We start from the raw sequence: 22,698 nt of genomic DNA on the forward strand, positions 1-22,698 counted from the left end.
ACCAGAACCTCTCCAGTCCGGAGAAGTCCGTAATCTCGCTCATTCCGTACTTGTCGGCAAGATCCTGACGAATAGCGAAGTGGTGGAAGCGAGCGACCGAGTTGATCTGCGGAAGGCCGTACAGCTTGCCGCCCCAGCGGTTCAGCTCGATGATTCTCGGGTCGATCGTGGCGGTCAGGTTGGGGTACTTGCCGCTGGACAGCAGGCCGCTCAGCTCGACGATCGAGCCGCTGGCCGCGAGCTGGGACATGTTGAGCCAGCGCGCCTGCAGCGCGGTGTCGAACTTCTCCCCCGCGGTGAACTTCAGCAGCGCCTGCTGACCGTAGTTGGCCCACGGGATGAACTGCGGCTTGACGGTGAAGCCCAGATCGGCCTGGAGCTTCTTGTTGACCTCGGCCAGGACGGCGTCCCAGCCGGCCGGCACGTCGCCGGGAAGCAGCAGGCTCAGCGCGAGCGCTCCGCCGCTCTGGGCGCCGCCGCCGGCCTGCGGCTTCTGGTCCGAGCAGGCGGCGAGGAGGGCGGCGAGGGACAGGCCGCCGCCGGTGGCCAGCAGGCGGCGCCGCGACATGATGGGGTGGGACACGGTTACTCCTGAGATGCGGGGAGCGGAATCAGCCCTTGGTGGCGCCGAGGGTGATGCCCTTCACGAAGTAGCGCTGGGCGAAGGGGTAGGCGAGCAGGATCGGGCCGATGGTGACGGCGGTGAGGGCCAGCCGGAGCTGGTAGACGGGGGTGGCCGCCTCGGCGAGCTGCGGCAGCATCTGCGTGAACGAGACGTTGGAGATGAGGTTCTGCAGCACGAGGGGGAGCGGGAACTTGTGCACGTCGTCGATGAACAGCAACGCCATGAACCAGTCGTTCCAGTAGTGCACGGCGTAGAAGAGGCCGATGACGGCCAGGATCGGCTTGGACAGGGGCAACGCGATCGTGAAGAAGATGCGCAGCTCCCCCGCGCCGTCGATCTTGGCCGATTCGAAGATCGACTCGGGGAGCTGGCGGAAGGCGTTGACCTGGACGAACACCAGGAACGGCATGACGAGCAGCGGCAGGATCACCGCGAAGTAGCTGTTCTGCAGCTTCAGGTACTGCGTGACCAGCAGGTAGAGGGGTACCAGGCCGCCGGAGAACAACATCGGCAGGTACGCGAAGACGGTCAGCGGCCGGCTGATGCCGGGCAACCGGCGGGCGATCACCCAGCTCAGCCCCGAGGTCACCGCCAGGGACAGGGCCGTCCCCACGACCGTGATGAAGACGCTGGCGACGTAGGCGTCCAGCACCGCAGGACCCGTGAAGATCATCTTGTAGGCGGTGAGGTCGAAGTCGGCGGGGAACAGGCTGTACCCGGTCGTGGCCAGCTGCGACTCGCTGGTGAACGAGCCCGAGATGATCATCCAGAACGGGATCGCGCAGGCGAACACGGCGAAGGCCACGCCGATGACGCTGACGACGGTGAACGGTTCCAGCTTCTTGGCGCTCATAGGATGCTGGTCTCCTTGGAGTACTTGCGCTGGATCAGCACCGCGATCACCACGAGGACGAAACCCACCACCGACTGGAACAGGCCGACCGCGGCGGTGGTGCCGAAGTCGCCGAGCTGGCGCAGGGCGCGGAAGACGTAGGTGTCGATGACGTCCGTGCTGTCGAACAGGGTGCCCTGGTCCCCGACGATCGCGTAGATGGTGCCGAAGTCGCCGTAGAAGATGCGGCCGACCCCCAGCACCAGCAGGACCGCCGTGGTGGGCTTCAGCAGCGGGAGGGTGATGCGCCAGGCCATCTGGGCCCGCGAGGCTCCGTCGATCATCCCGGCCTCGTAGACCTCCTCGGGGATGCCGGTGATCGCGGCCAGGAAGATGACGCTCAGGTAGCCGCCGAGCTGCCAGATCTTCACCACGGTGAGGATCCACGGCCACGGTCCCGGCTCCGTGTACCAGTCGACCGAGGGGAAGCCGAGGCCCCCGAGGGCGTCGTTGACGGCCCCGCCCCCGCCGGAGGTCCCGGCCAGCAGCACCTGCAGGATGATGCTGATCACGACCGGGGAGACGAAGTAGGGGAAGAAGACGACGGACTGGGAGACCCGCTTGAAGAAGGTGCTGCGGATCTCGTTCAGCATGATCGCCAGGATGATGCCGGCGGCCAGCGTCGCGGTCAGGAACAGGATGTTGAGGAAGAGGGTGTTGAACAGGATCCTCGCCGCGTCCCCGGACTCCAGGAAGTAGGCGAAGTTCTCCCAGCCGTTCCACGGGCTGTCGAAGATCCCCAGATTGACGTCGAACTGCTTGAACGCCACCACCAGACCGGCCATCGGCAGGTAGTTGAAGACCAGGAAGTAGACGACCGCCGGCAGCGCGAGCAGCCCGATGATCCCGTTGGTGCGGGCCGCTCCGAGCCGGACACGGCGCCTGCCCGGCGGCCCGGAAGGCGGTCTCGTCTGAGGCTCTTGCCTCGTCTGTAGCGTGCTCATCACCGAAGTCCCGTCGCGAGGCGGCAGCAGATGGTTTCGACGTTGATAGAAACCGGTAGCTGCGAACGCTACGTCGGAGCGGCAGGCACGTTCAAGGTTGCGTTACGGAGACGTTACACAACGACCTCGAAGGACCTGAGCATCCTGGTGCGGGACTTGCTTGATCGCTCACGGCGGACCGTTGACCACGTACAGCCGTGCTCCTAGATTAGAAACCGGTCTCTATCCGAATGGAGGGCTTTCCCTGTGTCCCCACGCCCGAAGGCGCTGTTCGCCATGAGCGAGGAACATCTCGCCCTGCTCTTCCCCGCGCCCCTGCTGCGGCGGCTGGACACGCTGGCCGACATCGACGTCACCCTGGTGGCCGAGCGCTTCGACGATCCGCGCCTGCCGCTGGCCGACACCGAGATTCTCCTCACCGGCTGGGGCTGCCCGCCGCTCGACGAGGCACTGCTGGCCGCCGCCCCGCGCCTGCGCGCCGTGCTGCACGCGGCCGGCTCGGTGAAGAGCCTGGTCACGCCCGCCTGCTGGGAACGCGGCCTGCTGGTCTCCTCGGCCGCCGCGGCCAACGCGGTCCCGGTGGCCGAGTACACCGTCGGCGCGATCCTGCTGGCCGGCAAGGGCGTCTTCGCCCTCAACGAGCGCTACCGGCGCGAACGCGCCTTCACCCTGGCCAAGATCGAGCAGGGCATCGGCAACAACGGCCGCCGGGTGGGCATCGTGGGCGCCTCCCGTATCGGCCGCAAGGTCCTCGAACTGCTGGCGCCGTACGACCTGGACCTTTGCCTGTACGACCCCTACACGCGGATTCCGGGCGTGCCGCAGGCGTCCTTGGAGGAGTTGCTGCGCCGCAGCGACATCGTCAGCCTGCATGCCCCCGCCACCCCCGAGACCTGGCACATGCTCGACCGCGAGCGGCTGGCGCTGATGCCGGACGGCGCGGTGCTCATCAACACCGCGCGCGGGTCGCTGGTCGACACCGACGCGCTGGTCACCGAGCTCAGGTCCGGACGGCTGTCCGCGATGCTCGACGTCACCGAGCCGGAACCGCTGCCGTCCGACTCTCCCCTGTTCGACCTGCCCAACGCCTTCCTCACCCCGCACATCGCCGGCTCGCACGGCAACGAGCTGTCGCGGATGGGCGCCGCCGTCGTGGAGGAGCTGGAACGGCTGAGCGCCGGGCTGCCGCTGGCGCACCGGGTGAACCACGCCGACCTGGACCGAGTGGCCTGATGGGACGGCGCGGCCTTCCGGATCGCCGGGGACCGCGGCTCCGTGTGGCGCGGGAGCGCGTCGTCCGCGACAATCGAGCTGCTTCGACGCGCCGTGTCCGCCGGTCTTCCCGTCCGCTGCCGAGACCGGCCCGGCCACGCTTCGCGTGGTGCTGCGCGAGCCGTGCTCAGCACCACCGCTTCGCCTGACGACTGAGGAAAGGTGCGCCTTGCCACGAAAGCCGGGAAATCCACAGCACGCCGCGCCCACGCCGCGGAAGGCTGCCGTGGACGACGACGAGCGCGCCACCATCCGTGACGTCGCCGCCCGGGCCGGAGTCTCCGCCTCCACCGTCTCCCGGGTGATCAAGGGCGACTACCCGGTCGCGCAGGCCACCCGCACCCGCGTGCTCCGCGCCATGCGCGAGCTGGACTACGTCCTCAACGTGCACGCCCGCGCCCTGTCCGGAGCCAGCACCCAGATGGTCGCCTTCGTGCTCGACGACGTCACCGGCCCCTCCTTCGCCTACGTCGCCAAGGGCGTCGAGCAGCAGGCCACCGCCGAGGGCCGGCTGTGCATGGTCTGCACCACGCACGGCGATCCGGAGCGGGAGCTGCGGGTGGTGGAGGCCATGCGCGAGCAGCGCGCCGACGCGGTGATCCTGGTCGGCGGCGGCTCGGCCGACGACGCCTACCGCCGGCGCATGACGCACTTCGCGCACGCCCTGGACAAGGCCGGCTCCCGGCTCGTGCTCTGCGGTCGTCCGCCGCTCGGCGACGACGTGCCGACCACCGTGGTCGAGTACGACAACGAGGCCGGCGCCTACGCCATGACCAGCCACCTGCTCTCCCACGGCCACCGCCGGATCGTCTACCTCGGCGCCGCCACCGCCGACGACCAGAACACCACCAAGATCATCCGTGTGCGGGGTTTCCGCCGCGCGCACGAGGACCACGGCGTGCCCCACGACCCGGACCTCGTCCTGCCCTGCTCCTTCTCCCGCAGCGCCGGCTACGAGGCCACCAGGCGCCTGCTGGCGGCCGGGACCGAGTTCACCGCGATCTTCGCGGGTACCGACATGGTCGCCGCCGGGGTGCTGGCCGCGCTGCGCGAGGCGGGTGTGCGGGTGCCCGAGGACGTGTCGGTCGCGGGCTACGACGACATCCCGCTCGCCGCCGACCTGGTGCCCGGACTCACCACGGTGCACATCCCCACCGAGGAGCTGGGCCGCACGGCCGTACGGCTGGCGCTGGACCTCAGCCAGCCGCAGCATGTCGTCCTGGGCACGCACATCGTGGTCCGCGGCTCGGTCGGCAGGAGGGCCGTCACGCCTCACTAGTCTCCGGCGCGGCCTGACCATGAGCACGGCGTCGGCGTCCCGGCGAGGACCGGGCTCCGCTCCCGTGCGGCAGACGGAAGGTGCCCGGCGGGTCAGGCGGCGGCGGTCAGGCGGGCCTCGGTCGTCTGCGTCAGCACGGCGCGTGCCACCGCGTCCGCCTGGCCGAGCATGGCGGCGTCGCCTCCCGGGCGGGCGAACCCGGCGGCGCCTCCCGCCGTCCACGGCCCCAGGGCGAAACGGCGGGGATGGACGTCGCCCGCCCGGCCGACCACCCGGCGGTCCGCCAGGCGCACGTCCAGCAGACCCCCGGTGTCCCGGCACTCGCCCCGGGCGTACAGACCGGCGATCAGCGGGTCGGCGGCGCGGCTCACGTCCGGCTCGGGCAGCCGCGCCTCGACCAGGACCCGCGCGCTCACCGAGCCCGGCACGGCGGTGCCGGACGCGCGCCAGCCGGCGAGCCGCTCGTCCTGCTCCACGCGGAGGCCACCGCCGAGGAACGTGACGACCCCCGCCCTGGCCAGCGCCCGCAGCTCGGCCAGCCGGGACACGGGGGGACCGCCGGTCAGGAAGCGGAACAGCCGCTCGAACCACGGATCGGGCGCCCTGTCCGCCAGGACGGCGCGGGCGGAGAGGAGGCCGTGGATCATGGCCAGGTCCGCGCTGTTGGCCGGGTCCGACCGCCGCTCCAGTCCGGCGGCCAGGTAGCCGTGCATCCAGCGTTGCAGCCCGGCCAGGTCGCCGAAGCGCATGCCGTGCAGCGGCCGTTCCAGCCGGTCCAGGTTCAGCCGGTCCGCGAAGCGGGACACGGACCTGGTGACCAGCGCCCGCATCTCCTTGCCGCCCCACTCGGCCCGTTCGAAGACGGCCTCGAAGGCGTCCCAGCCCATCCGGGTCCGCCCCGGGTGCGCGGTGAACAGCTCGTGGTAGTACGTGTACGCCAGCTCCTTGGCGACGGCCTGCCGCAGCTCCTCCGGCGGGGTGGCGGAGGTGAGGAATCTGGGCAGGACGGGCGGCGGCCCGGTGCGCGGGCGGCCCGGGGCGGCCTGGTAGGGCACGCCGCGCCGCGAGCCCACGTACAGCAGCGGCTCGGCGCCTCCGGGCAGGTAGACGAGCTCGCCCCCGCGCCCGCTCGTGAACCGGCCGCCCCGCTGCGCGGTGAGCAGCGCCACGAGCCCGGCGCCGCGCACCAGCACCGGCTCGCCCGCCGGGAGCTGCTCCGGACCGGGGCCGGCCGCGTCCCCCGAGGGCAGGTACAGGAGCCCGTGGCGGGCGGCGAAGGCGGCCTGCCCGGCCTCGTCCGGCGACGGCCGCACGCCGTGATGTCCCTGCGCCAGGATGACCGCGTCGGCGTCCAGCCGGCTCCCGCCGGACAGCTCCACCCGCTCCCGGCCCGCGGCTCCGGTGAGCCCGACCGCCCGTTCCCGGTGCAGGTGCACCCGGACGCCGCGCGGCGCCCCGCGCACGGCCCGCTCGAACGCGTCCGCGGAGACGGTCACGTCGCCGGCCGCCGAGGTGGCGAGGAGCCGCTCCGGCTGTCCGGCGCTCAACACGCGGCCCGCGCCGTGCGGGTACGGGTCCACCACGTGCACGTCCAGGCCGCCGTCGCCGATCAGGTCCGGGGCGTTGGCGCAGATCCGTTCGAGGACGCACGTGCCCGCGGGCCCGGCGCCGACCACCACGACCGCGGCCGGCCGCGGCCTCCCCCGTTCCGCGTAGCCCTGTATCATGATCATGAAACTACGCGGACCGCAGGGGATTGTCAACATTTCCTACTTGATATGCATGTTTTCGGTCAGAGCCGCTCACCCTCGGTGTCGAGGCGGGTGAAGGTGGCGGCCCGGACGGCCGCGCGGGCGGCGAGGACGTGCCCGTTGCACACCTTGGTCTCCGTCCCGGACGAGTCGGTCACCTTCCAGGTCACCGGCTCAGGGCATGGCCGACCGGCCCGATCGTCGTTCCAGGTACGGCGGCACACCCGGCAGGTGGTGACGCCCGCGCCGGCGGAAAGGGTGTTGCCGTGCTCGGGGCAGACGCCCCACGGGATGCCGCAGGGCTGCTCCGGCTGGGACCGCAGCCTGGCCAGGTCTCCGGCCGCGCGCTGAAGGTCCTCGCCGCCCCTTGCCAGCCAGTCCGCGGCGTGCCTCGCCGCCCGGAGCCGGTCACTTTCGGGTGAGCCGGCGGGTTCGCTGTCGCACAGCGACCGGACCTCGGCGGCGAGGGCCTCGGCGCGGCTCGCGAGATCGCGCAGTTGCGCGGGTGTGACGGTCAAGATGCCTCTCATCTCATCAAGACCGCCGTGGTGGCGGCCGGGAGGTGGTTGCGATGCTGCGTGCGGTGACCGCGGCGCCCCGTGGCCGCGTGACGACGCGGTGGTTCGACGTCTCCCCACCCTCATGATGCCTCCGCGCCGGCTGCGGCGCGCCGCCGTGGCGGGTCAGACGGCGCGGCCCTCCCAGGCCCAGGCGGCGATCTCGACCCGGTTGCGGGCGCCGAGCTTGGCCTGGACCCCGGCGATGTGGCCCTTGACCGTGCTCAGCGAGATCGACAGCTCGGCGGCGATCTCCTGGTTGGTGCGTCCCCGGGCGACGGCCCGTACGACCTCGGCCTCACGCTCCGACAACGGCCGCGAGGGCGGGCGGGCGGCGCTCCGGGCGTCCGCGAGGCGGCGCAGCAGCCGCAGGGTGAGCGACGGCGAGATCAGCGCGTCACCGGCGTGCGCGGCCCGGACGGCCTCCACGAGCAGGGCGGGGCCGGCGTCCTTCAGCACGAACCCGGCCGCCCCGCCGCGCAGCGCGCCCTGGACGTACGCGTCGAGATCGAACGTGGTGACCACGACCACCCGCAGCGGGTCCGCCACACCGGGGCCCGCCAGGGCGCGGGTCACCGCGACGCCGTCGAGGCGGGGCATCTGGACGTCCACGAGGCACACGTCCGGGCGCAGCTCGCGGGCCAGCGCGACGGCCCGCTCGCCGTCGGCGGCCTCGGCGACCACGCTGATGCCGGGCTCGTCCTCCAGGATGATCCGCAGGCTGGCGCGGACCATCGCCTGGTCGTCGGCCAGCAGCACCCTGATGGTCATCCGCGCTCCCGGGGAGGGAGGGGCAGCGTGGCCCGCACGGCCCAGCCGGCGGCGTCCGGGCGGGGGCCCGCGGTGAACGTGCCGCCGAGGGCGTCGAGACGCTCCCGCATCCCGGCCAGGCCGTACCCGCCGCGGTGCAGGAAACGGGCCGCTGCGGGCAGGGCGTCGTCGGTGACCTCGACCGTGAGGGTGCCCTGGACCTGGGTGACGCCGACCGTCACGGTGCGGGCGTGGGAGGCGTGGCGGGAGACGTTCGTCAGGGACTCCTGCACGATCCGGTAGACGGTACGGGCCACCTCGGGCGGCCACACCGGCTCCTCCTCGGGCAGGATCAGGCGCACCGGGGGACCGGCGAACCGCTCCACCAGCTCCCCCAGCCGCGCGGGCGGGTCCGGAGGAGGCGCGTCGTCGCGCAGCAGTCCGACGGCGCGGCGCGCCCCCGCCAGCGCGTCGGAGCCGGCGGCCTCGATGTCGGCCAGGCAGTCCTCCACCCTCTCCGGGTGGCTGCGGGCGACGACCCGGGCGGCCTGCGTCTGGAGCACCACGCTCGTGACATGGTGGGCGACCACGTCGTGCAGCTCCCGGGCCAGCCGCAGCCGCTCGTCCCGGCGTACCCGCTCGACCGCGGCCTGGCGGCGGGCGTGCAGCAGGCGCGCCCCCAGTCCGAGGCCGACGGCGGCGAGCCACGTCGCGCCGTTGAGCACGGCCACGGTGGGGCGCCCGGAGAAGGAGGCCAGCGCGCCCGTGGCCACCGCCAGCCCGCCCGCCGCGACGGCCCCCGCCCGCCGCCACGGCAGCGCTCGTACGGCGGAGCCGGTGAGCACGGCCAGGGCCAGCGCCATGGCGGGGCCCGGCTCGGCGGGCAGGTGGGCGAGGCGGGCGGTCAGGACGGCCGCCGCCGCCGCGGCCAGGCCCGCGACCGCCGCCTGGACGCGGTGACGGCGCCGCAGCAGGGCGAGCCCGCACACCACCGCCCCGGCGGCGGCCCCGAGCCACCACGACGCGCCGCCCCAGCTCACCGCGATCCGGTACGCCACGAAGACGATCGTCCCCGCGAACAGCCCGCCCAGCCCGGCCTCCACCACCCGCCCGCGCACTGCGGCCAGGTCCGTGGCGAGGCCGGCGAGGCGCGCGAAGGTCACGGCGTTCAGGTTAGAGGTCCGCGCGCCCCGGGTGAACCGGCCGAAAGTACGGTCCCGTCCGGCCGAACCCTGCTTTCGACCGGTGCCCCGCCCGAGGTCCCCACCCCGAGGATCGCCCCATGCCACCTGAGATGTCACCTGAAGCCCCCTCCCCGGCTCCGGGCAGGCCGCGGATCGCGGCGCTCGACGTCGTGCGCGGGTTCGCGCTGTGCGGGATCCTGCTCGCCAACGTCCAGCCGATCGCCAACACCGGCCCCGCCCTCGGAAACCCCACGGCCGTCCCGATGAGCGCGTGGATGGGCCTGTTCGTGGAGCAGCGCTTCTTCCCGATCTTCTCGCTGCTGTTCGGCGTCGGGTTCTCGCTGCTGCTGCGCTCCGCCGGGGAGCGCGTCGAACGCCCGCGGCTGCTCCTGCTGCGCCGCCTGCTGACGCTGCTCGCCATCGGGCTCGTCCACATGTTCCTGCTGTGGCGCGGCGACATCCTGTCCATCTACGCCGCCGTGGGGCTCGTGGTGCTGCTGCCCTCCACGTGGCTGCCCCGGTGGGTCGTGGCCGGGCTGTCCCCGGTGCTCCTGGTGGCGGCGCTCCTCGGCAACGGCGGCCCCGCGCTGGTGCCCGGCCTGTTCCTGCTGGGCTCGGCACTCGTCCGGTACGGGGTGGTGGACCGGATCGAGTCGTCCGCCAAGGGGCCCGCGGCGATCGGCCTGGTCCTGCTCGCGGGGGCGGTCCCCGCGCTGTGGGCGCAGGAGAGCCACGGGCCCGGCCCGGTCGCCGTCTGGTTCCCCCTGGCCGGACTGCTCCTGGCAGGGGTGTACGTGTGCGCGCTGATGGTCCTGCTGAGGACGCCGCTCCGGCCGGCGTTGCGGGCCGTGTTCGCGCCGCTGGGCCGGATGGCGTTGACGAACTACCTCACGGCCACGCTCCTCGTCCTCGCGGCGAGCCGGCTGCTGCACGTGGAGTACGCCTCGTCGTGGACCGCAGTGTACGTCACCGCCGGCGTCGTCCTGCCGGCCCAGTGGCTGGCGTCCGCCCTGTGGCTGCGCCGCTACCGGCAGGGGCCGATGGAGTGGCTCTGGCGCTGGGCGACCTGGGGCAGCCGCCCGCCCTTCCGCCGCCACGGCGGCTGAGCCGGCTCCGGGAGTCAGCTCGCCCGCGGGCGGGCGCGGACGTGCAGGCGCTCGCCCTGCGGGCCGAACAGGCTGAGGACCTCCGCCGGCTCCGGGCCGGGGTTGGAGATCCGGTGCGGGAGGTGGGTGTCGAACTCGGCCGCCTCGCCCGCCGCGAGGACGAGGTCGTGCTCGGCCAGTCGCAGCCGCAGCCGGCCCGACAGCACGTACAGCCACTCGTAGCCCTCGTGCGTCTTCGGCGCGGCGTCGCCGGTGGGCGTGCCCGGCGGGAAGATCTGCTTGAACGCCTGGAGGCCGCCCGAGCGGCGGGTCAGCGGCAGGAACGTCACGCCGTGGCGGACGATCGGCTGCGGGCGCACGCGGGGGTCCCCCGTGGCCGGCGCCCCGACCAGGTCGTCCAGCGACACCTGGTGGGCCTTGGCCAGCGGCAGCAGCAGCTCCAGCGTGGGCCTGCGCCCGCCCGACTCCAGGCGCGACAGCGTGCTCACCGAGATGCCGGTCGCCTCGGCGAGCTGGTGCAGCGTCGTTCCCCGCTGCGTGCGCAGCGCGCGCAGGCGCGGGCCCACGGCCGCCAGGACCGCATCCTCGTTGTTTGCCATAACGGCAACAATACTTGTCGAACTCGCCACCCGCACGGCACCTTTGCCGCAACGGACCAACGGCAAGGAGAGCCGCATGACGGACGAGATGTACGACGTGGTGGTGGTGGGCGGCGGCCCGGCTGGGCTGAACGGGGCGCTGGCGCTGGCGCGGGCGCGCAGATCGGTGATGGTGGTGGACTCCGGCGAGCCCCGCAACGCCCCCGCTGCCCACATGCACAACTACCTGGGCCGGGACGGCACTCCGCCCGCCGATCTGCTGGCCGACGGCCGCGAGGAGGTGGCCCGCTACGGCGGCGAGGTCGTCACCGGCCGAGCCGTCACCGCGGCGCGCCAGGACGGCGGTTTCCTCGTGACGCTCGACGACGGCCGGGCGGTGCGGGCACGGCGGCTGCTGGTGACCACCGGGCTCACCGACGAGCTGCCCGACGTGCCCGGACTGGCCGGGCGGTGGGGCCGCGAGGTGCTGACCTGCCCGTACTGCCATGGCTGGGAGGTACGCGACCAGCGGATCGGGATCCTGGCCGCCGGGCCGATCTCGACCCACCAGGCGCATCTGTGGCGGCAGTGGAGCCCGCACGTGCTGCTGCTGCTGCACCAGGCGCCGGCTCCCGGCGCGGAGGAGGCCGAGCGGCTCGCGGCGCGCGGCATCACCGTCGTGGAGGGCCCGGTCGCGGCCGTGGAGGTGTCGGGCGACCGGCTCACCGGCGTGCGGCTGGCCTCGGGCGAGGTCGTCGGGATCGACGCTCTGATCGTCTCGCCGCGGCTCACCGCCCGCGCGGGGGTGCTGGAGTCGCTCGGGCTGAAGCCCGTGGAGGTCGAGATGGGCGGCCAGAGCATCGGCGACCGCATCCCCGCGGACCCCACCGGGGCCACGGCCGAGCCCGGGGTCTGGGTGGCGGGCAACGTGGCCGACCCGCGCGCCCAGGTCATCACCTCAGCCGCGGCGGGGCTCAGCGCGGGGGCGGCGATCAACGCCGATCTCGTCGCCGAGGACGGCCGCGTCGCCGTCGAGGCGTACCGGCAGCAGATCGGCACGCTGTTCGAGGAGGCCGCCTGGGAGGAGCGCTACCGCTCCCGGCCCGCCGTGTGGAGCGGCCGGCCGAATCCGCAGCTCGTGACCGAGGCCACCGGGCTGGCCCCGGGGCGGGCGCTGGACGTGGGCAGCGGCGAGGGCGCGGACGCGGTGTGGCTGGCCGAGCGCGGCTGGCGGGTGACGGCGGCCGACATCTCGGTCACGGCACTGGAGCGGGGCGCCGCCCACGCCGCCGCCGCGGGCGTCGCCGACCGCGTCGAATGGGTCCGGGCGGACCTGCGCGAGCACGAGCCCGCCGAGGGGGCGTACGACCTGGTGTCGTCGCAGTTCATGCACCTGCCGGGCGAGACGCGGCGGCGGCTGTTCGGCCGGCTGGCCGCCGCGGTCGCGCCGGGCGGGACGCTGCTGATCGTCGGGCACCACCCGAGAGACCTGCGGACCACGGCGAACCGCATGCACTTCCCGGACATGATGTTCACGGCCGAGGAGGTGGCGTCGTCGCTGGACCCGGCCGCGTGGGAGGTGCTGGCCGCCGAGGCCCGTCCGCGCCCCGCGGTGGACCCGGAGGGACGTGACATCACCCTCCACGACGCCGTCCTCGTGGCCCGCCGCCGCCCCTGAGCCCGGCCCCGGGGTCAGGGGGCCCGCAGGCCGCGGATCACCAGGTCGACCAGGGCCGTGAACTCGGCGTCGATGCCGGGCTGGTCCCACTCGCGGGCGTAGGCCGGGTCGTGGAAGCGGCCCGAGGCGTCGAAGACCGCGCGTGCCAGCACCTCCGGCGTCGCGCCCGCCGCCGCGAAGTCCCCCCGGTCGAGCCCCTCGCGGATGATCTCCGCGAGTTGTCCCGTGAGGTCGGCGCGGTGGCGGTCCACCACCGCGCTGCTCTCCCCCACCAGCACCATGTACGTCGCGAACAGCTCGGGATCGTCGCCCACCTTGCGGCGCTTGGCCGAGAACAGCTCGGCCAGCCAGCGCCGCAGCCGCTCCTCCGGGGCTCCGGAGTCGGCCGCGACGCCCGACAGCGACGCGGACGTCCGGTCGAGCCAGCGCTGGGTGACGGCCTCGCGCAGCGCCGTCTTGGTGCGGAAATGGCGGTAGACGCTGCCGTGGCTGACCCCGAGCGCGCGGGCCACGTCGACCACGGTCGCCTTGGCGGGGCCGTGGCGGCGCAGCACCTCCTCGGTGGCTTCGAGGATGCGCTCGGCGGTGAGGACGTCGATCGTGGCCATGGTGACGACCGTACCGGGTGCCGGCGTCAGCGCTCGCTGTCGAGGAAGGCCATCTGGGTCTCCGGGTAGCGCTCGCCGGCGGCGGCGTCGGCGGGCACGGCCCGCTCGACGGCGGCGAGGTCGGCCTCCTCCAGCGTGATGTCCAGCGCGCCGAGCGCCTCGGCCAGCCGCTCGCGGGTGCGGGAGCCGACGAGTGGCACGATGTCCTCGCCGCGCGAGAGCACCCAGGCGATGGCGATCTGCGCGACCGTGACGCCCTTGCGCTCGGCGATCTCGCGCAGGGCCTCAACGAGGCCGAGGTTGTGGCGCAGGTTCTCGCCCTGGAAGCGGGGCGAGTGCGCCCGGAAGTCCCCGGCGGACAGCGTCCGGTCCGGCGTGAAGCGGCCGGAGATCAGCCCCCGCGACAGCACGCCGTACGCGGTGACGCCGATGCCCAGCTCGCGCGTGGTGGGCAGGATCCGCTCCTCGATGCCGCGGGAGATGAGCGAGTACTCGATCTGCAGGTCGGCGATGGGCGCGGTGGCGGCGGCCCGGCGGACGGTGTCGGCGCCGGCCTCGGACAGCCCGATGTGGCGGACGTACCCGGCCTGGACGAGCTCGGCGATGGCGCCGACGGTCTCCTCGATGGGGACGTCCGGGTCGACGCGCGCGATCCGGTAGACGTCGATGTGGTCCACGCCGAGCCGCTGGAGCGAGTACGCGGCGAAGTTCCGCACCGCGGCGGGGCGGCCGTCGTAGCCGAGCCACGCGCCGTCCGGGGCGCGCAGCGCGCCGAACTTGACGCTGATCAGGGCCTGATCGCGCAGCCCGGCCGGAGCCGTGCGCAGCGCCTCGCCGATCAGCATCTCGTTGTGGCCCATGCCGTAGAAGTCGCCGGTGTCGAGCAGGGTGACTCCGGCGTCGAGGGCGGCGTGGATCGTGGCGATGGACTCGCCGCGGTCGGCCTCGCCGTACAGGGCGGACATGCCCATGCAGCCGAGCCCGAGGGCGGAGACACGTGGTCCGGTCGATCCGAGTGTACGAGTGAGCATGAGGACTCCTTGCGGATGTGCTGCCGTCGTCAGTCCCTACCCACTATGGCATTACAGATGACAGATTTCAATTTTTGTCAGTTGGTGGTGGAGCGGCCCGGCGATGCAGCAGCCCGAACCTCGACCACATGGACTCGGCCGCCTCGATGGAGGCGCCCGTGTGCGCCGGGTCCACGGCGGCGAGCTGCGTGACCAGCGCCTGCGCCACCGCGATGCCCGCGGTCAGCGACGGGAAGAACGCCTCGCCCTCCGCCGGCACCATCACCACCTCCTCGGCCGCCGCCGCCAGGGCCGGGCTCGCCGCGTCGGTCAGCGCGAAGACCCGTGTCCCGCGCGAGCGGGCCTCGTGGGCGGCCAGCACGGTGCTCTCGTACAGCCGCCAGAAGCTGATCGCGATCAGCACGTCCTCCGGGCCGAGGGCCGCCACGGCGTTGGCCAGCTCGGCGTCTCCCGCCGTGACGGCCGCGACGGGGTAGCCGGCCAGCCGGGCGTTGTGCGCGAGCGCCAGGCCGACGGCCGCGTAGCTGCCGTCGGCCACCACGACGGTGCGGCGGGCGGCGGCGACGGCCTCGGCGATCGTCAGCAGCACCCTCTCGTCCAGCCGCCGGGCGAGCAGGGCCAGCCCGTCGAGGTCGCGGCGCAGCGAGCGGGAGCTGGGCGAGCCGGCGCCGGCGTGCTCGGCGGCGACCTGGCCGGCGCTCAGCGACGACAGGTAGCGGGCGCGCAGCTCCTGCTGGAGCGCGGGCCAGCCGGCGAACCCGAGCGCCTGCGCCGTGCGGGTCACGGTCGCCACGTTGACCCCGGCGAGCTGGGCCAGCTCGGCCGCCGAGCCGTACGAGGCGCGGCGCGGCTGCGACACGAGCACGTCGAGCACCGCCGCCGCCTTGGGCCGCAGGCCGCGCCCCGGCACCCGGGCGCGCAGCCACTCGTCGTAGGTGTCGGTGCTGGGGTCCGTCACGTGATCCTCCCTCGGCCGGGAGTCATGGTACGCGTTCGTCACAGCGAAACAATGCAACAGACATTGCATACATGGAGATTTGCACTATACGTTGCCATAAAGCATCGACCAGGGAAGGTGCCATGACCCTGCTCACCCGGCTGGACCGGCTCCCGCTGAGCCGTCCCCACTATCTCCTGCTGCTGATAGGCGGCCTCGGCTACACCTTCGACGGCATGGACTCCGCGGTGGTGGCGTTCCTGCTGCCCAGCGCGCAGCAGGAGTGGGGCCTCGACAACGGCCACCTCGGCCTCATCGGATCGGCCACGCCGTTCGGGTTCCTGTTCGGCGCGACCGTGGCGGGGCTGCTCGGCGACCGCATCGGCCGCAAGAAGGTCATGATGTACGCGCTGGCCTTCTACGCGGTCTTCTCCGTGATCGCGGCCGCCTCGCCCAGCTACGAGGTGTTCCTGGGGGCCAGGGTGCTGGCCGGCGCGGGGGCCGGGGCCGAGAGCGCGATCATCGCGCCGTTCCTGTCCGAGTTCGTGCCCGCCAGGCGGCGCGGCTGGTTCATCGGGGCCCTGGCCGGCTTCTTCTCGTTCGGGTTCGTGATGGCGGCGCTGATCGGCCGTTTCGTGGTGCCCACGATGGACAGCGGCTGGCGGATCGCCCAGGTGCTCACCGCGGTGCCGATCCTGATGCTGCTGTGGTGGCGGCGCTCGCTGCCCGAGTCACCGCGCTTCCTTCTCCAGCAGGGCCGCCACGACGAGGCCGAGACGGTGGTCGCCGACCTCGAACGGCGCGTCGAGCGGGCCACCGGCCGACCGCTCCCGCCGGTGCCCGAGGACGACGGCACGCCGCCGGTGTCCGAGACGCCGAAGGTCAACCTGATCAGCGCCCTGCGCTTCCTGTGGAGCCCGGCCATGGCCCGGCGGACCGCCGTGATCTGGCTGATCTGGTTCGTGATCACGTTCTCGTACTACGGGTTCTTCTCCTGGATCCCGACGCTGCTCGTCCAGCGCGGCATCACCGTCACCAAGAGCTTCGAATTCTCGATCATCATCTACCTGGCGCAGATCCCCGGCTACTTCTCCGCCGCCTGGCTGTCGGAGCGGCTCGACCGCAAGAACACCATCGCGATCTACCTGGCCGGCTCCGCGGTCAGCGCGTTCTGGCTGTCGCAGATGGACAGCCCGGCCGCCATCACGCTGGCGGGCGCGGTCCTGTCGTTCTTCCTGAACGGGACGTACGCGGGCGTCTACTCCTACACCCCCGAGGTCTTCCCCACCTGGATCCGCGCCACCGGCACCGGCCTGTCCAGCGCGTTCGGCCGCGTCGGCAGCATCCTCGCCCCCACGATCATCGGCCTGTCGGCGGCGAGCCTCGGCTTCGCGGGCGTGTTCGGACTCACCACCGCCGTGCTGGTGGTCGGAGTCGTCTGCGTGGTCGTCTTCGGCCTGGCCACCGCCGGCCGTTCCCTCGAAGACCTGACCGAGCGGGGCGAACCCGCCGAAACCGCCAAGGAGGTGCGGTCATGACGGACCTGCGGGACGTGGAGGACCGGGTGCGGGAGGAGGTGGGCGTGCGGCTGTTCACCGTGCTGGCCTGGATCCCCGGGCGAAGCGCGCTGCGCCGCGTCCACAGCAGCCACCCGGAGGAGTATCCGGTGGGCGGCGAGAAGACCGTCGAGGTCGCGCGGGGCTGGCTGGCCCGGTGCGTCGAGGCGCGGCTGCCCTACCTCGGCCCGGACCGGGCCGCGGTGCGGGAGATCTTCGCCGACCACGAGCTGATCGAGAGCCTCGGCTGCGGCTCCGTCATCAACGTGCCCGTCGTGGACGGGGGAAGGGTTCTGGGAGTGCTGAACATCCTCGACGCCGAGGGCAGCTACGACGAGGAGTCGGTCGCGGCGGCCGAGTCGCTCGCGCCGCTGGCCGTGCCCGCCCTGCGCGCCGTCGCCGGAGCCGGCGGGCCCGCCGGAGGTGCCGCGTGAGCCTGCTGCTGCGCGACGCGCTCCTCCTCGACGTGTCCACCGGCGAGTACGCCGAAGGCGACCTGCGCTGCGAGGACGGCCGGATCGCCGAGACCGGGCGGGGCCTGCGGGTGCCCGACGGCACGCGGGTCGTCGACCTCGCCGGCGCGCCGGTCGTGCCCGGCCTCATCGACGCGCACGTCCATGTCACCGCCGCCACCGCCGACCTCGGGGCGCTGCCGTCCATGGCCCCGTCGTACGTGGCCGCGCACAGCGCCCGCATCATGGGCGGGATGCTCGACCGCGGCTTCACCACGGTCCGCGACGCCTCCGGCGCCGACTACGGCCTGGCCGACGCGCAGGCCGAGGGGCTGATCCGGGGGCCGCGGCTGCTGTTCTGCGGCCGGGCGCTGAGCCAGACCGGCGGCCACGGCGACCTGCGCGGCCGCGGCCGCAACGACCGGGACGACCAGCCGTGCTGCGCGGGCGTCGGCCGGATCGCCGACGGCGTGGACGCCGTCCGCGCCGCCGCGCGCGACGAGCTGCGCAAGGGCGCCCACCACATCAAGGTCATGGCCTCCGGCGGCGTCGCCTCCCCCACCGACCGCATCGACTCCACGCAGTACTCCATGGACGAGCTGCGCGCGATCGTCGAGGAGGCCGAGGCCGCCAACCGCTACGTCGCCGCGCACGCCTACACCGCCCGCGCCGTCAACCGGGCCCTGGAGGCCGGGGTGCGCTCCGTCGAGCACGGCAACCTGATCGACGACCGCAGCGTCGAGCTGTTCCTGCGGCACGACGCCTTCCTCGTGCCGACGCTGGTCACGTACTGGGCGCTCAAGCAGGAGGGCAGGGCGTTCGGCCTGTCGGAGGGGAGCTGGCGCAAGGTGGACGAGGTGCTGGACGCCGGCCTGCGAGCCGTGGAGCGGGCCGCCCGCGGCGGGGTCCGGCTGGCGTTCGGCACGGACCTGCTGGGCGGCATGCACCGGCACCAGAGCCACGAGTTCCGGCTGCGGGGCGAGGTGCAGCGGCCCCTCGACGTGCTGCGGGCCGCCACTGTCGAGGCGGCGGAGCTGGTGGGCATGGCCGGCGAGATCGGCACCCTCTCCGTGGGCGCGCACGCGGACCTGCTGGTCCTGGACGGCGACCCGCTGCGCGACCTGGGCGTCCTCGCCGAGCCGAAGCACCTGCGGTACGTGGTCCAGGGCGGCGAGGTGGTCGCCTCAGCCTGACCGCGGGAGGCCAGGGCGAGGCGGCGAGGTGGTCGCTTCAGCCTGACCGCCGGAGGCCAGGGCGTCCCCATTGTCGCGGCTTGTCGCGGCTTGTCGCGGCTTGTCTCAGCGGCCGGTGAGGAGGTCCGCGATCGCGGCGACGCCCCGCCCGATGGCGTCCTCGCGGACGTTGCCGAAGCCGATGACCAGCTCGGGAGGCCCGGCCCGCGGAGAAGGCGCCGGGTCCGCCCGGTAGCCGCTCATCCCGTACAGGCCGACCGAGCGCTCCCGCGCCGCGCAGACGACCGCATCCTCCGTCACCGTCTCCGGCAGCCGCGCCACCGCGTGGAACCCGGCCGCCAGCCCCCGCAGCTCGACGCCCGGGGCGTGGCGGGCGAGCGCCGCCACCAGCGCGTCACGGCGGCGGGCGTAGACCGCGCGCACGCGGCGCAGGTGCCGGTCGTAGCGGCCCGAGCGCATGAGGAGGGCGAGGGCGAGCTGGTCGAGGCCGGGAGAGCCGCGGTCGGCGAGGTGCTTCTCGGCGGCGACCGCGGGAGCCAGGTGCGGCGGGCACAGGATCCAGCCGAGCCGCAGCACGGGCACCAGCGCCTTGCTGACCGAGCCGAGCGCGACCACGTGGCCGGGGGCCAGCCCCTGCAGGGACCCCACGGGATCCCGGTCGTAGCGGAACTCGGCGTCGTAGTCGTCCTCGATGATCGTCGCCTCGCGCTCCCTGGCCCACGCGACCAGCTCCAGGCGCCGGGCCGGGGCCAGGGCGACGCCGGTGGGGCACTGGTGCGCGGGGGTGAGCACCACCGCGCGGGCGCCCGTCGCGGCCAGGGCCCGGACGTGCACGCCGTCCTCGTCGACCGGCACGGCCACGGTCTCCAGGCCCGCCCGCGCGGCGAGGAGCCGCTGGTCGGGGTCGCCCGGGTCCTCGACGGCGACGAGCCGCACCCCCCGGTCCGCCAGCACGCGCAGCACCAGGCCGTAGCCCTGCGCGAACCCGGAGCAGATCACCAGTCGGTCCGGCCCGGCGACCGCGCCGCGCACCCGGCCGAGGTACGCCGCCAGCACAGCCCGCAGCTCCGCGTCTCCGTAGGAGGTCGCGGCCGTCCCTCCGGACGCCTCTGTGAAAGCCTCTGTGGACGTCGCTGTTGACGTCGCTCCGTAGGGCGCGCCGTAGCCGAGCCCGGAGTCCGGCATGATCCGGGTGGCCTCGCGCAGCGCCCACAGCCAGTCCTGCCGGGGGAAGCTCGCCAGGTCCGGCACGCCGGGACGGAAGTCGACGGCCGGCCGCGGCGGTGGTCCCGGAGCGGACGCCGGTCCCTTCGCCGCCGGGGGCGGGATCGGGGCGCACGCGGCCACCCGCGTGGCCGAGCCGGCCCGCGTGACCAGGTACCCCTCGGCCTGGAGCTGGGCGAAGCAGTCCACGACGAGCCCGCGTGAAACGCCGAGCCCGCGGGCCAGGACGCGGGAGGAGGGCAGCCGCTCCCCCGCCGCCAGCCGGCCCGCCCGGATAGCCTCGCGCAGCTCGCGTTCGAGCTGGGCGCGCAGCGGCTCGGCGCTGTCACGGTCCAGGCGCAGGAGTAGTTCGGGTCCCGAACCGGTCCACTCCACAGACATGGAACTGGAGCTTATCCGCGGACCGGTTGCCCGCCTAGCGTTCGGCTGGAGGCCGGGTTCAGACGGCCCTCCGCTGACTGACGTGAGGTGGTGTCGCGTGAACGCACGTGCGTGGGTGGCCTTCGCGGCCGTGTCGCTCCTGTGGGGCATGCCGTACCTGCTGCTGAAGGTGGGGATGGACGGCGGGATGCCGCCGGGGTTCCTCGCGTGGGCGCGGGTGGTGCTGGGCGCGGTGACGCTGCTGGTGCTGGTGCCGGTGAAGGAGGTGCGGGCGGCGTTCCGCGGGCGGCTGCGATGGCTGGCCGCGTTCGCCCTGGCGGAGGTCGTGGTGCCGTACCCGCTGATCGCGGTGGGCGAGCGGCACGTCTCCTCCTCGCTCGCCGCGACGCTGATCGCGGCGGCGCCGCTGTTCGTGGCGCTGCTCGCCCAGCGCTTCGACGCGGCCGAGCGGGTGGGCGGGCGGCGGCTGGCCGGGCTGCTCGCGGGCCTGGGCGGGGTCGCGGCCCTGGTGGGGGTGGATGTCACGGGACGTCCGGACGAGTTGCTGGGCACCGCGGCGCTCCTGGGCGCGGCGTTCAGCTACGCCGCCGGCCCGATGATCTTCAAGCGCCGGCTGTCCGACCTGGACCCGCGCGCCTCGATGGCCGCGGTGCTGGTGCTGTCGTCGGTGCTCCTCGCCCCGGTGACGGTCCTGGACCCGCCGCGGGCGATGCCGTCCGGGCCGGTGGTCGTCGCCGTGGTGGTCCTCGGCGTGCTGTGCACGGCGGTGGGCATGGTCTGGTACGGCGTCCTGGTCGCCGAGGCGGGCCCGGCGCGGGCCCTGGTCATCACGTACGTGAACCCGGTCGTGGCGGTGGTGCTCGGCGTGGTCGTCCTCGGCGAGCAGCCGGGCGCCGGGATGGCGATCGGCCTGCCGCTCATCCTGCTGGGCTCGTGGCTGTCGACGTCCGGGCCGCGGCGGGTTCCCCGTGACGGCCGCCCGGACGTGACGGCCGCCCGGACGTGACGGCCGCCCGGACGTGACGGCCGCCCGGACGTGACGGCCTCCTCCACGCCGGCCACGCGACCCGGCGCCGCACCGTCAGGAGCGGCGGCCACCGGCACGCCGCCCCCATCCGCGACCACCGCCGCAGGACCCACCTGCCGGCGGAGTCATGATCTTCCGACGTCTCCCGTCTGTCACACTTCGAGCATGTTCGTTGTCACAGTGACCTACACCGCGCCCCTGACTGAAGTGGACCAGTGGCGGCCGGCCCACGGCGACTGGCTGAAGGACCTCATCGCCCGACGGCTGCTTCTCGTGGCCGGGCGCCGGGTTCCGCTGACGGGCGGCGTCTATCTCGTCCCCGACATGCCCGCCGAAGAACTCGACCGCATCCTCGCCACCGATCCCTATGTCGTCAACGACGTCGCGACCCACGGTGTCGTGGAGTTCACGCCCCTGCTGGCCGCGGCCGGCCTGGAGAGCCTGAAGGTCTGAGGACCCGGCCGGGAATTGTCGGTGGCGTCCGGCATCATGGCTCCCGGACCGAGATGTTCCTCAATACTGTCCGGCCAGGCGCATGAGGACCGTCTTCCCGGGTAGGTCATCCCGGCTCACAGCGCGTGCATCACCGCTCGCGCCAAGATCTTGAAAGGGCTCCCATGACAGCCGACCAGTCGCTCATCTGCCCTAGCTGCCAGGGCGTGGTCGTCGCCGCGCAATCCGCCTCCTACACGCCCGCTCGCGGACGGCTGATCGTCACCAATGGTTACTGCCGAGGCGACTGCTCCGACGTCACGCAGGCCCCCGAGCACGACAAGCCCGCCCAGGCCACGGCAGGCTCCCACCGGTCGACGCCCGCGGAGACCGTTTCGGCAGCCCGGTAGCCCGCCGACCGGCCCGCGCCACGGGCGCGGCGAAAGACCGCCAGGAGACCCCGGCCGCCGATGCGGCCGGGGTCTTCGTCGCGGTCCCCCTGGCGCCGAGGCGGTGTGGGCCCTGTACGCGGACGTTCCCGGATGGGTGCGCTGGGACGCCGGCCTGGAGCGGGCCGAGCTGCGCGGTCCGTTCGCGGCCGGGTCCGAGATCTCCATGACGCCCCAGGGCCAGGGCGAGGTCCGCGCCCGCATCACCAAGGCCGACGAGAACGCGGCATTCGCCGACGAGACGCCGTTCGGCGAGGTGACGCTGCGCTTCGCGCACACCCTCGAACCCGTCGCCGGAGGCACCCGGGTGACCCACCGCGTGGAGGTGACCGGCCCCGGAGCCGAGCACATCGGCCCGGCCGTCGCCGCCGACCTGCCCGACGCGGTGGCGGCCCTGGTCAAGCTCGCGGAGACGGAGTGAGTCTCGCCCCCGACGACAGCCCCGGGTTCCTGCTGTGGCGGACGACACTGCGCTGGCAGCGCGCCGTCACGGCGGCCCTGGAGCCCTTCGACCTGACGCACGTCCCGACCCGGCCGACAGCCGGGCCAAGCTGCTGCGGGTCACCGAACGGGGCCGCGGCCTGGTGGAGCGGGCCGTCGCCAAGGTGGAGAGGACCGACGCGGCCTTCTTCACGGCGGCGCCAGACCGCGCCTCCCTCATCGCGACCCTGCGCTCACTGGTGGACGGGGACCGCCCATGACGATCCTGATCGCCCATGTCCCCTTCGACTTCTGGCCGAGGGCTTTCGCGGTGAATTCCGCGCGGGTTGATCATCTACATGATGAGAGTTC

At 73.5% G+C, this 22,698-nt stretch carries 23 protein-coding genes; 11 read left to right on the forward strand and 12 right to left on the reverse strand.

Going from position 1 to position 22,698, the window contains the following annotated elements; translation table 11 throughout:
• From ABZS51_RS10930 to ABZS51_RS10940, 3 genes are all read right to left on the reverse strand, one after another.
• Positions 1-583: hypothetical protein (locus ABZS51_RS10930; RefSeq protein ID WP_355438603.1), on the reverse strand; the 583-nt coding region annotated here is incomplete at its 3' end.
• 28 nt (positions 584-611) lie between these two features.
• Positions 612-1,478 carry a carbohydrate ABC transporter permease gene (locus tag ABZS51_RS10935; protein WP_355438605.1) on the reverse strand — a complete coding sequence of 289 codons (867 nt, stop codon included), beginning with the start codon at positions 1,476-1,478 and terminating at the stop codon, positions 612-614.
• A complete protein-coding gene (locus ABZS51_RS10940) occupies positions 1,475-2,461 on the reverse strand; it encodes an ABC transporter permease subunit (RefSeq protein WP_355438607.1) in 987 nt (328 codons plus the stop codon). The genes ABZS51_RS10935 and ABZS51_RS10940 overlap by 4 nt, the downstream gene beginning before the upstream one ends.
• A 246-nt stretch (positions 2,462-2,707) precedes the next feature.
• Here ABZS51_RS10940 and ABZS51_RS10945 point away from each other — a divergent pair, with 246 nt between their 5' ends.
• A complete protein-coding gene (locus ABZS51_RS10945; protein ID WP_355438609.1) occupies positions 2,708-3,694 on the forward strand; it encodes a hydroxyacid dehydrogenase in 987 nt (328 codons plus the stop codon).
• 265 nt (positions 3,695-3,959) lie between these two features.
• Positions 3,960-5,012 (forward strand): LacI family DNA-binding transcriptional regulator, encoded by a 1,053-nt coding sequence (locus ABZS51_RS10950; protein WP_355438611.1) that lies wholly within the window; start codon positions 3,960-3,962, stop codon positions 5,010-5,012.
• A gap of 92 nt (positions 5,013-5,104) precedes the next feature.
• Here ABZS51_RS10950 and ABZS51_RS10955 read toward each other — a convergent pair whose 3' ends face one another.
• The 4 genes from ABZS51_RS10955 to ABZS51_RS10970 all read right to left on the reverse strand — a co-directional run bounded on the left by ABZS51_RS10955 (position 5,105) and on the right by ABZS51_RS10970 (position 9,233).
• Entirely contained in the window at positions 5,105-6,745 is a 1,641-nt protein-coding gene (locus ABZS51_RS10955) for an FAD/NAD(P)-binding protein (RefSeq protein ID WP_355438613.1), read from the reverse strand.
• Positions 6,746-6,804: 59 nt separating this feature from the next.
• The gene (locus tag ABZS51_RS10960) at positions 6,805-7,281 is read right to left on the reverse strand and encodes a hypothetical protein (RefSeq protein WP_310714806.1); all 477 of its coding nucleotides are present in this window, start codon (positions 7,279-7,281) and stop codon (positions 6,805-6,807) included.
• 165 nt (positions 7,282-7,446) lie between these two features.
• On the reverse strand, positions 7,447-8,091 hold the full coding sequence (locus ABZS51_RS10965) for a response regulator transcription factor (protein WP_310714804.1): 645 nt from the start codon (positions 8,089-8,091) through the stop codon (positions 7,447-7,449).
• Complete coding sequence (locus ABZS51_RS10970) at positions 8,088-9,233, reverse strand: histidine kinase (protein ID WP_355438615.1); 1,146 nt, start codon at positions 9,231-9,233, stop codon at positions 8,088-8,090. Before ABZS51_RS10970 ends, ABZS51_RS10965 begins: the two co-directional genes overlap by 4 nt.
• Positions 9,234-9,352: 119 nt before the next feature.
• Here ABZS51_RS10970 and ABZS51_RS10975 point away from each other — a divergent pair, with 119 nt between their 5' ends.
• The gene (locus tag ABZS51_RS10975; protein WP_355438617.1) at positions 9,353-10,360 is read left to right on the forward strand and encodes a DUF418 domain-containing protein; all 1,008 of its coding nucleotides are present in this window, start codon (positions 9,353-9,355) and stop codon (positions 10,358-10,360) included.
• A gap of 14 nt (positions 10,361-10,374) precedes the next feature.
• Here ABZS51_RS10975 and ABZS51_RS10980 read toward each other — a convergent pair whose 3' ends face one another.
• Positions 10,375-10,959 (reverse strand): XRE family transcriptional regulator, encoded by a 585-nt coding sequence (locus ABZS51_RS10980; protein ID WP_355438619.1) that lies wholly within the window; start codon positions 10,957-10,959, stop codon positions 10,375-10,377.
• A 76-nt stretch (positions 10,960-11,035) separates the two neighbouring features.
• Here ABZS51_RS10980 and ABZS51_RS10985 point away from each other — a divergent pair, with 76 nt between their 5' ends.
• Entirely contained in the window at positions 11,036-12,616 is a 1,581-nt protein-coding gene (locus ABZS51_RS10985; protein ID WP_355438621.1) for an FAD-dependent oxidoreductase, read from the forward strand.
• A 14-nt stretch (positions 12,617-12,630) separates the two neighbouring features.
• Here the strand turns inward: ABZS51_RS10985 and ABZS51_RS10990 are convergent, their stop codons facing one another.
• The 3 genes from ABZS51_RS10990 to ABZS51_RS11000 form a co-directional block, all read right to left on the reverse strand.
• A complete protein-coding gene (locus ABZS51_RS10990; RefSeq protein WP_355438623.1) occupies positions 12,631-13,224 on the reverse strand; it encodes a TetR family transcriptional regulator in 594 nt (197 codons plus the stop codon).
• 26 nt (positions 13,225-13,250) lie between these two features.
• Positions 13,251-14,255: an aldo/keto reductase gene (locus tag ABZS51_RS10995; RefSeq protein ID WP_355438625.1), complete on the reverse strand. Its 1,005-nt coding sequence runs from the start codon at positions 14,253-14,255 to the stop codon at positions 13,251-13,253.
• Between the two features lie 67 nt (positions 14,256-14,322).
• Complete coding sequence (locus ABZS51_RS11000) at positions 14,323-15,213, reverse strand: MurR/RpiR family transcriptional regulator (protein WP_355438627.1); 891 nt, start codon at positions 15,211-15,213, stop codon at positions 14,323-14,325.
• A gap of 122 nt (positions 15,214-15,335) precedes the next feature.
• Between ABZS51_RS11000 and ABZS51_RS11005 the strand changes: the two genes are divergently transcribed.
• From ABZS51_RS11005 to ABZS51_RS11015, 3 genes are read left to right on the forward strand one after another with little or no spacing between them, the layout of a single operon-like run.
• Positions 15,336-16,730 carry an MFS transporter gene (locus ABZS51_RS11005; RefSeq protein ID WP_355438629.1) on the forward strand — a complete coding sequence of 465 codons (1,395 nt, stop codon included), beginning with the start codon at positions 15,336-15,338 and terminating at the stop codon, positions 16,728-16,730.
• Positions 16,727-17,182, forward strand: a complete 456-nt coding sequence (locus tag ABZS51_RS11010; RefSeq protein WP_355438631.1) for a GAF domain-containing protein — start codon at positions 16,727-16,729, stop codon at positions 17,180-17,182. The genes ABZS51_RS11005 and ABZS51_RS11010 overlap by 4 nt, the downstream gene beginning before the upstream one ends.
• On the forward strand, positions 17,179-18,393 hold the full coding sequence (locus ABZS51_RS11015; RefSeq protein WP_355438633.1) for an amidohydrolase family protein: 1,215 nt from the start codon (positions 17,179-17,181) through the stop codon (positions 18,391-18,393). The genes ABZS51_RS11010 and ABZS51_RS11015 overlap by 4 nt, the downstream gene beginning before the upstream one ends.
• Before the next feature lie 105 nt (positions 18,394-18,498).
• Here ABZS51_RS11015 and ABZS51_RS11020 read toward each other — a convergent pair whose 3' ends face one another.
• Positions 18,499-19,998, reverse strand: a complete 1,500-nt coding sequence (locus ABZS51_RS11020; protein WP_355438635.1) for a PLP-dependent aminotransferase family protein — start codon at positions 19,996-19,998, stop codon at positions 18,499-18,501.
• A 97-nt stretch (positions 19,999-20,095) separates the two neighbouring features.
• Here ABZS51_RS11020 and ABZS51_RS11025 point away from each other — a divergent pair, with 97 nt between their 5' ends.
• From ABZS51_RS11025 to ABZS51_RS11040, 4 genes are all read left to right on the forward strand, one after another.
• Positions 20,096-21,004, forward strand: coding sequence for a DMT family transporter (locus tag ABZS51_RS11025; RefSeq protein ID WP_355438637.1), 909 nt, complete (start codon positions 20,096-20,098; stop codon positions 21,002-21,004).
• Positions 21,005-21,190: 186 nt separating this feature from the next.
• The gene (locus ABZS51_RS11030; protein WP_355438639.1) at positions 21,191-21,478 is read left to right on the forward strand and encodes a YciI family protein; all 288 of its coding nucleotides are present in this window, start codon (positions 21,191-21,193) and stop codon (positions 21,476-21,478) included.
• Positions 21,479-21,970: 492 nt separating this feature from the next.
• Positions 21,971-22,327, forward strand: coding sequence for an SRPBCC family protein (locus ABZS51_RS11035; protein WP_355438641.1), 357 nt, complete (start codon positions 21,971-21,973; stop codon positions 22,325-22,327).
• A gap of 34 nt (positions 22,328-22,361) precedes the next feature.
• Positions 22,362-22,607: a hypothetical protein gene (locus ABZS51_RS11040; protein ID WP_355438643.1), complete on the forward strand. Its 246-nt coding sequence runs from the start codon at positions 22,362-22,364 to the stop codon at positions 22,605-22,607.
• Positions 22,608-22,698: the final 91 nt, after the last annotated feature.

This window comes from Nonomuraea sp. NPDC005501, assembly GCF_040605905.1.
Classification (GTDB): Bacteria; Actinomycetota; Actinomycetes; order Streptosporangiales; family Streptosporangiaceae; genus Nonomuraea.